Origin of the sequence: Pseudonocardia nigra, assembly GCF_019396355.1 — a bacterium.
GTDB classification, from domain to species: Bacteria; Actinomycetota; Actinomycetes; order Mycobacteriales; family Pseudonocardiaceae; genus Pseudonocardia; species Pseudonocardia nigra.
The window spans coordinates 16,177-29,570 of sequence record NZ_JAHKRK010000076.1; the positions used below are offsets into that span (position 1 = coordinate 16,177).

Sequence of the window (13,394 nt, forward strand, 5' to 3'; positions counted from 1 at the left end):
CCAGTTGGCGTCGCCGCACGTTACCGGCTGCGACCGCCCGCATCCGTCATCCGCCACCTGATCGGGGTCACCCGGTCGGGTGGAAGCTGTGTGGAAGCGGTGCCGGCTCCGGCCGTCCCGGAGCGACACGGCCCCCGAGCGGGCCATTCTGCCGCGTCCCGCCGGCCGGTGGCGAGAGGGGTCGGCGTCAGCGCGGGAAGCGCGCCGACGACCACTGGCCGACCGGCGCCAGCAGGGCGTCCATTCCGTCGCCGAGCACGCTCACCCGGTCGCCCGACGCGTTGCGGCCGAGCACGACGAGCAGCGAGGCCGAGCCGTCGACGTCCAGCACGCTGCCGTCGTCGGCGGGGAAGAGCAGCGCGGACGGGTCCACGCCGCCCTCGGTGGGCCGGACGGAGAACCCGGGGGCGAGCGGGTCGAACGCGACCGGGGCCTCCAGCGCGTCCACCACGCCCTCGTCGGAGGCGGGCGGCCCGTAGTCCCCGGCGACGGCGACCGAGAACCGCAGCGGCGCGGACGGGGCGGCCGGATCGATGCCGAGGGCGGCGAGCCGGACCGGCAGCACCCAGGCGTTCGTGTCGAAGACGTTCGCGCCGCCGTCGCCGTCCAGCCCGTTCACCGGATGCACGTCGACCTCCTCGCCGTCCTCGGAGGCGTGCAGGTCGAGGGTGCGGGCCACGAGGACGTCGGTGTCGGGCAGCTTCGTGAGGGCGGTCGCGAAGTCGGGCACGTCGTCGCCGTCGGTGGAGATCTCGACGACGGGCCGGGTGAACGAGCCGACGTTGTACAGGTCCGCCCACGTCGTGACGGCGAACGCCAGCAGGGCCTCGTCCGGGTCGTCCGCGGTGGGCGCCGTGGACCGCACCCCGACGTACCGGAGGTCCCCGCCGCGACCGGTGTCGTTCACCACACAGCCCGACACCGCGTCGGGATCGGAGCACACGGGCAGCTCCGGGCTGCTCGCGGCGAGCGCGAACACCCCGACGCGCGACCGGTACGCCTCGGTGCCGGAGCCCTGGTCGAGCCCGGTGCCGCGCAGGCTGAGCGTGCCGTCGTCGAGGTCGGCGGACAGGTCCGACACCGGCTCGGGCGCCGCGGAGACCGGCACCCGCAACGTGGGCACGTCGCCATCCTGCGGGGTGAGCACGACGTGCCCGGACGCGTCGGCGACGTACTGGCGCGGCCGTCCCTCCTGGACCAGCTCCAACGTGGGGTCCGGCGTGCGCCGCAGCGCGGACGGGTCGTCGACCCGCACCGCCACGTCGAGCAGCGCAGCCCCGCCCGGCGGGACGTCCGCCTGCTCCGGCGTCACGTCGTACCGCACGCCCGGCATCCGCGTGACCGGTTCGTACGTGGCCGCCAGCGCGACGGGCACGGCTCCGCTGTTCGTCACGCGGATCTGCTCGCGCCGGACGAGCGGTGCGCCCGGAGGCACCTCGAGTGCCCCGAACGTGACGCTCACCGCGACCGGTTCCTCGGCGTTCGCCGCCAGCACCGGCGTGGCCAGTGCCGCCCGCGCGTCCACCCGGCCCGCCCCGACGCGCATCGGGGCCAGTCGCTCGCCGTCGGCCGCCAGCACGTCGGCCGTCGCCGTCCCCATGATCGCCGCCTTCACCTCGGCGGGCGACCGGTCCGGGTACTCCTCCCGGACGAGGGCGGCGACCCCGGCCACGAACGGGCTCGACATCGACGTCCCGGACTTGCTCGACCGCCCGGCCCCGGTGCCCGACGCGGCGGACGTGATCGTCTCCCCGGGGCCGGCGACGTCCGGCTTGACGGTCGGGCCGCGCACGCCGCGCGAGGTGAACGCGCTGACGGTGTCCTCGAGTTCGGGCACGGTGATCTGTTGCGACCCGCGCAGCTCGCCCGCCAGCCGCACGCGGAGCGCACCGGCGGCCAGCGCCGGGCGCAGGGCCGCGGTGGCCGGCCCGGTCAGCTGGAACATCGGGATCTCGGCGTTGCCGGCGATGCGCGTGGAACCGAACTCCGGGCGCTGCGAGGTCAGCAGCGCTCCGACGGCGCCCGCGGCCGCGGCGTTGTCGGCCCGTGGCGCCGACCCGCAGCTGCGTTCGCTGCCGAGGTCCGACCAGGCCAGCCACACGATCGCGCCGCGCACGCGGGCGGCGTCCGCCGGGTCGTAGGGCTCGCAGCCCTCGGCGTCGGCTCCGCCCAGCTCGACGACGGGTGCGGCGACGTCGAGCGTGTCGTAGTCGTCGTACTCGATGCTGTACTGCCCGGCGACGGGGCCCGCGACCGCGTCCGGCGCCAGCACGTTGAGGCCGTCGAGCAGCACACCGGCATCGCGCACGCTCGCGACCGCCAGCGCCTCCGGTGCGTTGCCCGGCGAGCCGCCCGCGTCGAAGACGTCGCCGTCGTTGCCCGCCGCGGCCACGACGAGCACGCCGTGCTGGGTCAGGACGCGCACGAAGTCGTTCACCGGGTCGTCGACGGCCCCGAACGCGCTGCCCAGCGAGAGGTTGACGACGTCGAGGCGGTCGGAGAAGTCGCCGTCGCCGTCCGGGTCGAGGGCGTGGTCGAGGGCGAGGGCGGTCAGCGCCGTCGAGCCGGAACAGCCGAAGACGCGGATGCCGTAGAGCTCGGCGGCGGGGGCCGCGCCGGGCCCGATCCGCATGTCCTGCAGCAACCCGGGGGTCAGGTTCGCGTAGTCGCCGCGGAAGGCCTCACCGTCGGCCGTGACGCCGTAGCCGGCCGCCGTGCCGGCCACGTGCGTGCCGTGCCCCTGGCAGTCCAGCGGGTTGGGGTCCGGCTGCGGAACCGTGCGTGACTTCTCGTCGGAGTCGGCGTCGTAGTCGTCGCCCGCGAGGTCGACGCCGCCGACCACCTTCTCGTTCGGGAAGAGCTGCGGGTCCACGCGGGTGGGGTCGACGGCCTCGTACGCCGCGGCCGTGCCGGGGCCGCCGAAGTCCGCGTGCGTGTAGTCGATCCCGGTGTCGACGATGCCGATGCGCACGCCCTCGCCCAGCCTGCCGGTCTGCTGCCACGCGTCCACGGCGCGGCCCAGCTGCACCGCGCTCGCGTTGGTCGGGCGGGCGGGGGTGATCCGGCGGACCGAGCGGACCCCGGGCTGCGCCGCGAGCTCGCGGACCGTCGCCGGGGTCGCGCGCAGTGCCACGCCGGGCACCGCGTTGGTCGTCCGGAAGAGCTCGTTCGTGCCCTCGGCGCCGCGGAAGCGGGCGAGCAGCTCGTCGGCGAGGGAGTCGATGCGGCTGCGGGCCTCCCGGGCGGCGCGCCGGGCCCGGTCGATCCCCTCGTCGCGCTGCGCCCGGAACTCCTGCACCGCCGACGGCCCGTCGAGCTCGACGAACACCGTGGCCGGTTCGCCCGGCGCAGGTGGTGCCGCCGCGGCCGGGGCGGCGCCGGTGACCGCCAGCGCGGCCGCGATCCCCACCGCCGCGACGACCGCACTCCCCCGTGGTCGATGCCCCACCCGTCCACCCCTCACCGCGCCCCGCCGCATGGGCTGCGGGAACGCTAGGCGAGATGCGGGGCGTGATCAGGAGCGGTGCGAGGCCACCCGGTGGGGCGACACGCGCGTGGCGGGGGCAGCTACTCGACGTGAGAACGGCCGGCGCCACGGCACACACGTGGCAGCAAGGTGGCCATACTGCCGTCCAGTGACAGCATGGCCACCTTGCTGTGGCCCGAAGGGCCCTGACGAGACTCCGTCAGTCGTCGAACGAGATCAGGCGGGTGGTCTTCGCCCCCACCGACGCGCCGATCGGCTCGAGCACGCCCGGGTCGACCGGCCGGTCCACGCGCAGGAGCATGATCGCGTCGGTGCCGTCGGTGGTCTGGCTGATCTGGGCGGCCTCGATGTTCACCGCTGCCTCACCGAGCAGCGAGCCGACGCGGCCCATCACGCCCGGGCGGTCGGCGTACTCCAGGAGCAGCACCTCGCCCTCGGCGCGCAGGTCGAAGTGGCGGCCGTTGACCTCCACCAGCTTCTCCACCTGCGCGCGCCCGGTGAGCGTGCCGGACACGGTGACCGCCTCGCCGTCCGGCATCGCGGCGCGCAGCTGCACGACGCTGCGGTGGTTCTCGCTCTCCGGGGCGGTGGTCAGCTCGACGCCGACGCCGCGCTCGGCGGCGAGGCTCGGCACGTTGACGAACGTGACCTGGTCCTCGACGACGTTGGTGAACACGCCGCGCAGGGCGGCCAGCTGCAGCACGGAGACGTCCTCGGCGGCGAGCTCACCGGCCACGTCGACCGTGACCGAGGTGGGCACGCGCCCGGCGACGGCGTAGAGCACCGTGCCCAGCTTCTGCACCAGCGGCAGCCAGGGGCGAACCTCCTCGCCGACGACGCCGGTGACCTGCACGTTCACCGCGTCCGGCACGAACTCGCCGGCCAGCGCCAGCTGCACCGAGCGGGCCACGTCCGTGCCGGCGCGGTCCTGCGCCTCGTCCGTGGAGGCCCCGAGGTGCGGCGTGACGACCACCTGCGGCAGCTCGAACAGCGGGCTGGAGGTGGTGGGCTCGGTGACGTAGACGTCGATGCCCGCGCCACCGACGTGACCGCTGCGCACGGCCTCGGCGAGCGCGTCCTCGTCGACCAGGCCGCCGCGGGCGGCGTTGACGATGAGGACGCCCTTCTTGGTGAGGGCGAGCTGGTCCTTGCCGATCAGCCCGAGCGTCTCCGGGGTCTTCGGCAGGTGGATCGAGATCGCGTCGGCGCGGCGCAGCAGGTCCTCGAGCGAGACGAGCTCGATGCCGAGCTGCGCGGCACGGGCCGGCGCGACGTAGGGGTCGTAGGCGATCAGCTCGACGTCGAACGCGGCGAGCCGCTGCGCCACCAGCTGCCCGATCTTGCCCAGGCCGACGACGCCGACGACCTTGCCGCCCAGCTCGACGCCCGTGTAGGAGCTGCGCTTCCACTGCCCCTGCCGCAGGCTCGCGTCGGCGGCCGGGATGTGCCGGGCGGTGGCCAGCAGCAGCGCGACGGCGTGCTCGGCCGCCGAGACGATGTTGGACGTCGGCGCGTTCACGACCATCACCCCGCGCGCGGTGGCGGCGGGGACGTCGACGTTGTCCAGGCCGACGCCGGCCCGTGCGACGACCTTCAGGCGGGTGGACGCGGCGAGTGCCTCGGCGTCGACCTTGGTGGCCGAGCGGACGAGCAGCGCGTCGGCGTCGGCAATGGCCGCCAGGAGGGCGGGGCGGTCGGTGCCGTCCACGTGGCGGATCTCGACGTCGTCACCGAGCATGGACACCGCGGACGGCGCGAGCTTCTCGGCGAGGAGGACGACTGGGCGGGTGGCGGCGGTGCTCACGGCGGTTGCAGGGCTCCCGGATCGGACGGCTCGGACAGCACCGATCGTAGATGCGCAGCTCGCAGACGGTGCCGGCGGCGTGGGCGGGGCGACAGGCGGTGGGCGCGCAAATCGCGCGAACGGCACTTTCGCCCCACAGCTTTGGGCGAAAGTGCCGTTCGCGCGACGAGGTGGCGTTCAGCTCGCCTTCGTGCCCACCCAGCTCATCAGGCCGCGAGCTTCTCGCCGACCTGAGGACGGTGTGCGCCGACGTGCCGCAGCGCGCATGCTTGCCTCCTGCGGCAAGATTGCGGAGGGAGGTGCCCGTGCATCAATCCGTCGAAGCAGCGCTCCCGCAGATCACCACGCTCTGCGAGCGGCTGGAAGTCGTGCGCCTCGATCTCTTCGGCTCGGCGACGGGCAGCGGATTCGATCCCGGCTCCAGCGATGTCGGCCGTTGCGAAACTCCCGCTCCTGCGCGCGACGCTCGCCGAGATTCTGGGCGGCTGACGCCACCCCGTGACGCGCGAACGGCACTTTCGCCCCATAGGTTTGGGCGAAAGTGCCGTTCGCGCGACGGGGCGGGGCTCAGCTCGCCTTCGTGCCCACCCAGCTCATCAAGCCGCGGAGCTTCTCGCCGACCTGCTCGATCGGGTGCTCCTGGCCCTCCTGCTGCAGCTTGGTGAAGTTCGGGCGGCCGTTGTCGTCCTCGGTCACCCACTCCTGCGCGAAGCGCCCGTCCTGGATCTCCGCGAGGATCTTCTTCATCTCCTCCTTGACCGCGGGCGTGATCACGCGCGGGCCACGGGTGAGGTCGCCGTACTCGGCGGTGTCGGAGATGGAGAAGCGCTCGTTGGCGATGCCGCCCTCGTACATGAGGTCGACGATCAGCTTGAGCTCGTGGAGGCACTCGAAGTAGGCCACCTCGGGGGCGTAGCCCGCCTCGGTGAGCACCTCGAAGCCGGTCTGCACCAGCGCCGCGGCACCTCCGCAGAGCACGGCCTGCTCGCCGAACAGGTCGGTCTCGGTCTCCTCCTTGAACGTGGTCTCGATGACGCCCGCGCGGGCGCCGCCGATGGCCGCGGCGTAGGAGAGGGCGAGCTCCTTGGCGGTGCCGGTGGGGTTCTGCTCGACGGCGATGAGCGCGGGCACGCCCTTGCCGTCGATGAACTGCCGGCGCACGAGGTGCCCGGGGCCCTTCGGAGCCACCATCGCCACGTCGACGTCGCCCGGGGGCTTGATCAGCTCGTAGCGGATGTTGAAGCCGTGGCCGAAGAACAGCGCGTCGCCCGGCTTGAGGTTGGGCGCGATGTCCTGGGCGTAGATGTGGCGCTGCTTGGTGTCGGGCGCCAGGATCATGATCAGGTCGGCCTCGGCGGACGCCTCGGCCGGAGTCACCACCCGCAGCCCCTCGTCCTGGGCCTTCGCCCGGCTCTTGGAGCCCTCGGGCAGGCCGATGCGGACGTCGACGCCGGAGTCGCGGAGCGACAGCGCGTGGGCGTGGCCCTGGCTGCCGTAGCCGATCACCGCGACCTTGCGGCCCTGGATGATCGACAGGTCGGCGTCGGCGTCGTAATAGATGTTCACGCTCATGACGGGTGGCGCATTCCTTCCGAGGGGTGGGTACTCGCGGGGTTCATTGTCGGACGGCGGCGGCGGTGATCGACCGGGGACCGCGGCCGACGGCCACCATCCCCGACTGCACCATCTCGCGGATGCCGAACGGCTCGAGGTTCTTCAGCAGCGCGCCGAGCTTCTCGGCGGTGCCGGTGGCCTCGATGGTCAGGGCCTCGGGCGTGACGTCCACCGCCTTGGCGCGGAAGAGCTGCACGATCTCGAGGACCTGGCTGCGCACGCCGGGGTCGGCGCGCACCTTGACCAGCAGCAGCTCGCGCTGGACCGACGCGGCCGGCTCCAGCTCCACGATCTTGATGACGTGGACGAGCTTGTTGAGCTGCTTGGTGACCTGTTCGAGCGGGAAGTCCTCGACGGTCACGACGATCGTCATGCGCGAGACGTCCGGGTGCTCGGTGGGCCCGACGGCGAGCGACTCGATGTTGAACCCGCGCCGGGAGAACAGCCCCGAGACGCGGGCGAGGACACCGGGCTTGTCCTCGACGAGCACCGAGAGCGTGTGCCGCTGCATCTAGGACTCCGTTCCCTTGGCCGGGGCCCCCTGGGCCTGGACCTGTGCCGTCGCGGCCGCGATCTCGTCGACGCCCGGGGCCAGCTCGTCGCCGTCGAACAGCGGGCGGATGTTGCGCGCGGCCATGATCTCGTCGTTGCCGGTGCCCGCGGCGACCATCGGCCACACCTGCGCGTCGGCCCCGACCACGAAGTCGATCACGACGGGCTGGTCGTTGATCTCCATGGCCTGCTTGATGACCCGGTCGACGTCGTCCTTCGACTCCGCCCGCAACCCCACGCAGCCCATCGCCTCGGCGAGCAGCGTGAAGTCGGGGATGCGGTGCTTGTGCGTGCCGAGCTCGGTGTTCGAGTAGCGCTCGGAGTAGAAGAGGTTCTGCCACTGCCGGACCATGCCCAGGTTGCCGTTGTTGATGATCGCAACCTTGATCGGGATGTTCTCGATCGCGCAGGTGGCGAGCTCCTGGTTGGTCATCTGGAAGCAGCCGTCGCCGTCGATCGCCCACACGACGGTGTCCGGACAGGCCATCTTGGCGCCCATCGCGGCGGGCACGGCATAGCCCATCGTTCCCAGCCCGCCCGAGTTCAGCCACGTCCGCGGCTTCTCGTACCTGACGAACTGCGCCGCCCACATCTGGTGCTGCCCCACACCCGCGGCGTAGATCGCCTCCGGGCCGGCGATCTGCCCGATCCGCTCGATGACGTACTCAGGCGAGAGCGAGCCGTCGGCCGGCCAGTCGTAGCCCAGCGGGTAGGTGTCGCGCAGCTCGTCGAGCTGGGTCCACCACGGCCCGAGATCGGCGGTGCCCGACTGGCGCTCGGCGCGGACCGCGTCGATCAGCTCGGTGATGACCTCCTTGCAGTCCCCGACGATCGGGACGTCCGCGCGGCGGTTCTTGGAGATCTCGGCCGGGTCGATGTCGGCGTGCACGATGGCCGCGTTCGGCGCGAAGCTCGCCAGCTGGCCGGTGACACGGTCGTCGAACCGCGCACCGAGGGTGACGAGCAGGTCCGACTTCTGCATGGCGGCAACGGCCGCGACCGTGCCGTGCATCCCCGGCATCCCGACGTGCTGCGGGTGGCTGTCCGGGAACGCGCCGCGCGCCATCAGCGTGGTGACCACGGGGATGCCCGTGAGCTCCGCCAGCTCCAGCAGCTCCGTCGACGCGTCGGCCTTGAGCACCCCGCCGCCGACGTAGAGCACCGGCTGCTTCGCCGAGCAGATGAGCTTGGCCGCCTCACGGATCTGCTTGCCGTGGGGCCGCGTGGTGGGCCGGTAGCCGGGCAGCTTCAGCTCCGGCGGCCAGGTGAACGTGGTCTGCGCCTGCAGGGCGTCCTTCGCGATGTCCACCAGGACCGGGCCGGGTCGGCCGGTGCTCGCCAGGTGGAAGGCCTCCGCGATCGCGCGCGGGATCTCCGTCGCGTCGGTCACGAGCATGTTGTGCTTGGTCACCGGCATGGTGATGCCGGTGATGTCGGCCTCCTGGAACGCGTCCGTGCCGATCAGCGGCCCGGCCACCTGCCCGGTGATCGCGACGATCGGGACCGAGTCCATGTGGGCGTCGGCGATCGGCGTGATCAGGTTCGTGGCGCCCGGCCCCGACGTCGCCATGCAGACGCCGACCTTGCCCGTGGCCTGCGCGTAGCCGGTGGCCGCGTGACCGGCGCCCTGCTCGTGCCGCACCAGGACGTGCCGGACCCGCGTGGAGTCCAGCAGCGGGTCGTACGCCGGGAGGATGGCGCCGCCGGGGATGCCGAACACGACCTCGCACCCGACCTCCTCGAGCGCGCGCACGAGCGACTGGGCACCGGTCATCGGCACTCGGTCGAAACGCGGGCCGGGGGTCTGCGCCGAGCCCGGCTGCGCCTGGACGCCCTGGCGTCCCGGCGGCGGGGCCGGCTTCGGTCCCGGCGGGCCGGGACGGGGGTTCGCGGTGGTCATCTGCTCCTCGCTCCGCGGGAGTTGGGGTCCGGACAGAAAAAAACCCCCGACCGCCGCGTAGGGCGGAACGAGGGTGGCGCGTCGACGTCCGAGGACTTCACTCAGGCGTGGACGCGCCTGCGAAGTACGAGCACCCGGACGGCGGACATGACGGGGACGCTAGCGCCCGGCCCGCCCGGGCGTCAACTCCCTGGGACGTCGATACCAGATCGTGGGACGGCCGCCGGAGTTGCAGCAAAGCCACTTTCACGCAACGTGATGGCATGAAGGTGGCTTTGCTGCAATCGGTGACCCCCGCTAGAAGGGGACCTCGACGTCGAGCAGCCCGTGACCCGGGGCGCGACGGGCGAGCGTGCGGCAGAACTCCACCGCATCCAGCTCCACCACCGGTCCACCGGAGCCGAAGGTCCAGTGCCCGCCCGCCGGGCCCGCCAGGGTGAGCGTGCAGGACTTGCCGTGCCTGCTCGCCCACTCGGCGACGACATCGGCGACGAGCACGCCGTCGTGGTCAGCGGTGAGCACCAGGCCGCGCCCGGTGGCGCGGGCCGTGTCGACGCGGTGCATCCAGGGGTCGCGGGTGAGGATCGTGTCGACGAGGTATCCGAACGTCCACCGCTCCTGCACCCCGCCGACGTGCTGCGCCACCGGCATCGGGAGCCTGCGCAGGAGGAAGGGGCTGCGACGACGGCCGCGGGCGGCGCGCGGGCCCGCCTCCGCGTACCTGGCGACGATCTCGGCCGGGGACATGTCGCGCCGTTCCTCGACCTGCAGCCCGGTGAGCGCGTCGATGAACACGCCACCACGCCGCCCGGCCTCGCGGTTCTGCCGGAGGTTCTCCCGCACCGAGGCCGCCATCTCGGCCATGCCGAGGTTGTGCGCCGCCATCTCCCGCACGGTCCACGCCGGGCAGTCGGTGGGCAGGTCCCACTCGCCGGGCTCGAGCGCGCGCAGCAGGTCGAGGTAGCGCGAGTACTCCGTCTCGGCGAGCCGCATCGCCGACCCGCGGTCGAGTGCGCAGCGGCGGGACGCCGCCGGGCGGCGGGTGTCGGTCGTGGTCATCGGTCCTCCTTCGGGCCCCGTGGCAGGTGGAGCGCATCGGCGTACATGTCGATCGCGCGGTCGATGAGGCGGGCCCAGCGGGTGCCGCCCGGGTCGTTCGCCCACTGCTGGTCGATCAGGCCGCTGACCAGCGCGACGTAGAGGTCCACGTCCTCCTGCGCCGTGATGCCGATCGCCGCGAGGCGGACATGCAGCCCGTCGAGGACCCGCACCGCGGGGGCGTAGCTCTCCGCGCTCGGGGCGAAGTCCGGGATCGTGCGCAGGTTCATCAGCTGGTGGCGGGCGAGGTCGGCCACGGAGAAGTCGAAGAACGTGCGGGCCATCAGCGTCAGCGCGGCGCGCGGTTCGGCGGGCATCGTCGGCTCCAGCCCGGTGAGGAGCTCCTCGTACTCGCTCCACGCCTGCCCGAACATCGCGTCGTAGATCGCGTGCTTCGAGTCGAAGTGCGAGTACAGCGACGGCGCGCGCATGCCCACCCGCTCCGCCACCTCCCGGAGCGTCAGCGCGGCGAGCCCCTGCGCGCGGGCCACGTCCCACGCCGCCGCCAGGATGTGGCGCCGCGTCTCCTCACGGCGTTTGGTTTGCCAACTCGCCGTAGCTTCTCCTAACACAATTAGGAAGTGTGACGTGGAGCACGAGCGGTGTCAACGGGCCCGTGACGGCGGGTGCGACCATGGACGCGTGAGCTCCGCCGACCGTCCGCACCCGGGCGTCGTCTTCCGCGTGCCCCCGCTGGTCGTGCTCTTCGCGCTGTTCGTGGCGTTGTGCGCCACCCCGTTCGCGTTCGGGGCGCCGTACCTGTGGCTGATCTACCTCGTGCCGATCGCGATCATCTGGTGGACCCTGCGCGTGCGCACCGTGGTGGACGGGGACGGGGTGACCGTGCGGCGGATCGTCGGCGGACGGCGCGTACCGTGGACGCAGATCAGCTCGCTGCGGCTGGGTGAACGCCGGGTCAGCGCGATGCTGACCGACGGCACCGAGCTACCGCTCCCGGCCGTCCACGTCCGCGACCTGCCCCAGCTCGCCGCCGCCAGTGGCGGCAGGCTGCCCGACCCGGCTGGAGACGACTGATGCCGGCCCTCCGTTCCCGCGTGACCACCCACGGCCGCAACGCCGCCGGAGCGCGTTCGCTCTGGCGCGCCACCGGCATGGGCGACGACGACTTCGGCAAGCCGATCGTCGCGATCGCCAACTCCTACACCCAGTTCGTGCCCGGCCACGTGCACCTCAAGGACCTCGGCGACCTCGTGGCGTCGGCGATCCGGGAGGCGGGCGGCGTGCCGCGCGAGTTCCACACGATCGCCGTCGACGACGGCATCGCGATGGGCCACGGCGGGATGCTCTACTCGCTCCCCAGCCGCGAGGTGATCGCCGACGCCGTCGAGTACATGGTCAACGGGCACGCGGCCGATGCGCTCGTCTGCATCTCCAACTGCGACAAGATCACACCCGGCATGCTCAACGCCGCGATGCGGCTCAACATCCCCACCGTGTTCGTCTCCGGTGGGCCGATGGAGGCGGGCAAGGCCGTCGTCGTGGGCGGTGTCGCGCAGGCCCCCACCGACCTCATCACCGCGATCTCGGCGTCGGCGTCGTCGGCCGTGGACGAGGCCGGGCTGTCCGAGGTGGAGCGCTCCGCGTGCCCCACCTGTGGCTCGTGCTCCGGGATGTTCACCGCCAACTCGATGAACTGCCTCACCGAGGCGCTCGGGCTCGCACTGCCCGGCAACGGCTCCACGCTGGCCACGCACGCCGCGCGCCGGGAGCTGTTCCTGGAGGCCGGCCGCACCGTCATGGAGCTGGCGAAGCGCTGGTACGGCGAGGACGACGCGTCCGTGCTGCCCCGCAACATCGCCACCCGCGAGGCCTTCGAGAACGCCATGGCCCTCGACGTCGCGATGGGCGGCTCCACCAACACGGTGCTGCACATCCTCGCCGCCGCGCAGGAGGGCGAGATCGACTTCGACCTGGCGGCGATCGACGCCGTGTCCCGCCGGGTGCCCTGCCTGGCCAAGGTGTCGCCGAACTCCGACTACCACATGGAGGACGTGCAGCGCGCCGGCGGCATCCCCGCCATCCTGGGCGAGCTGTGGCGGGCCGGGCTGCTGCACACCGGCGTCCACACGGTGTACTCGCCGTCGCTTGAGAAGTGGCTCTCGGAGTGGGACGTCCGCGCCGAGTCGCCCTCGGAGAAGGCGGTGGAGCTCTACCACGCGGCGCCCGGCGGCGTACGCACCACCGAGGCGTTCTCCACGGAGAACCGCTGGTCGTCGCTCGACACCGACGCGGCCGCGGGCTGCATCCGCGACATCGAGCACGCCTACACCGCCGACGGCGGGCTCGCCGTGCTCCGCGGCAACATCGCCCCCGACGGCGCCGTGATCAAGACCGCCGGCATCCCGGAGGACATCTGGCGCTTCTCCGGCCCCGCCCGCGTCGTGGAGAGCCAGGAGGAGGCCGTGTCGGTCATCCTCAGCAAGCAGATCCAGCCCGGCGACGTCCTCGTGGTGCGCTACGAGGGCCCCGCCGGCGGGCCGGGGATGCAGGAGATGCTGCACCCCACCGCGTTCCTCAAGGGCGCGGGCCTCGGCGCGAAGTGCGCGCTCATCACCGACGGCCGGTTCTCCGGCGGGTCGAGCGGCATCTCCATCGGGCACATCTCGCCCGAGGCCGCGGCGGGCGGTGTGATCGGGCTGATCGAGGACGGCGACCAGGTGCTGATCGACGTCCGCAGCCGCACGCTCGAGGTGCAGGTGCCCGAGGAGGTGCTGGCCGAGCGTCGCGCCAAGATGGACGCCTCCGAGCGGCCGTGGCAGCCGAAGGACCGCGACCGCGCCGTGAGCAAGGCGCTGCGCGCTTACGCCGCGCTGGCCACGAGCGCCCACACGGGAGCGGTCCGCCGCGTCCCGTAGCCTCTCCGCAGTGTCAGGAAAGCCACGTTCCCGTCATTCAGCGACAGGAACGTGGCTTTCCTG

At 72.7% G+C, this 13,394-nt stretch carries 9 protein-coding genes; 2 read left to right on the top strand and 7 right to left on the bottom strand.

Annotated elements, in window-relative coordinates; all coding sequences use genetic code 11:
- Nucleotides 1–187 precede the first annotated feature (187 nt).
- The 7 genes from KME75_RS19680 to KME75_RS19710 form a co-directional block, all read right to left on the bottom strand.
- Complete coding sequence (locus KME75_RS19680) at nucleotides 188–3,448, bottom strand: S8 family serine peptidase (RefSeq protein WP_308282908.1); 3,261 nt, start codon at nucleotides 3,446–3,448, stop codon at nucleotides 188–190.
- A 238-nt stretch (nucleotides 3,449–3,686) separates the two neighbouring features.
- Nucleotides 3,687–5,291 carry a phosphoglycerate dehydrogenase gene (serA, locus tag KME75_RS19685; protein WP_219416325.1) on the bottom strand — a complete coding sequence of 535 codons (1,605 nt, stop codon included), beginning with the start codon at nucleotides 5,289–5,291 and terminating at the stop codon, nucleotides 3,687–3,689.
- Nucleotides 5,292–5,858: 567 nt separating this feature from the next.
- Nucleotides 5,859–6,863: a ketol-acid reductoisomerase gene (ilvC, locus tag KME75_RS19690; protein ID WP_219416326.1), complete on the bottom strand. Its 1,005-nt coding sequence runs from the start codon at nucleotides 6,861–6,863 to the stop codon at nucleotides 5,859–5,861.
- A 43-nt stretch (nucleotides 6,864–6,906) separates the two neighbouring features.
- The gene (ilvN, locus tag KME75_RS19695; protein WP_219416327.1) at nucleotides 6,907–7,416 is read right to left on the bottom strand and encodes an acetolactate synthase small subunit; all 510 of its coding nucleotides are present in this window, start codon (nucleotides 7,414–7,416) and stop codon (nucleotides 6,907–6,909) included.
- Complete coding sequence (locus tag KME75_RS19700; protein WP_443690182.1) at nucleotides 7,417–9,237, bottom strand: acetolactate synthase large subunit; 1,821 nt, start codon at nucleotides 9,235–9,237, stop codon at nucleotides 7,417–7,419. It lies immediately after the preceding gene.
- 417 nt (nucleotides 9,238–9,654) lie between these two features.
- Nucleotides 9,655–10,416: a maleylpyruvate isomerase family mycothiol-dependent enzyme gene (locus tag KME75_RS19705; RefSeq protein WP_219416329.1), complete on the bottom strand. Its 762-nt coding sequence runs from the start codon at nucleotides 10,414–10,416 to the stop codon at nucleotides 9,655–9,657.
- Nucleotides 10,413–11,027 (bottom strand): TetR/AcrR family transcriptional regulator, encoded by a 615-nt coding sequence (locus KME75_RS19710; protein WP_308282909.1) that lies wholly within the window; start codon nucleotides 11,025–11,027, stop codon nucleotides 10,413–10,415. Before KME75_RS19710 ends, KME75_RS19705 begins: the two co-directional genes overlap by 4 nt.
- Before the next feature lie 70 nt (nucleotides 11,028–11,097).
- Between KME75_RS19710 and KME75_RS19715 the strand changes: the two genes are divergently transcribed.
- Nucleotides 11,098–11,490 carry a PH domain-containing protein gene (locus tag KME75_RS19715; RefSeq protein WP_219416331.1) on the top strand — a complete coding sequence of 131 codons (393 nt, stop codon included), beginning with the start codon at nucleotides 11,098–11,100 and terminating at the stop codon, nucleotides 11,488–11,490.
- Complete coding sequence (ilvD, locus tag KME75_RS19720; RefSeq protein WP_219416332.1) at nucleotides 11,490–13,331, top strand: dihydroxy-acid dehydratase; 1,842 nt, start codon at nucleotides 11,490–11,492, stop codon at nucleotides 13,329–13,331. Before KME75_RS19715 ends, ilvD begins: the two co-directional genes overlap by 1 nt.
- Nucleotides 13,332–13,394: the final 63 nt, after the last annotated feature.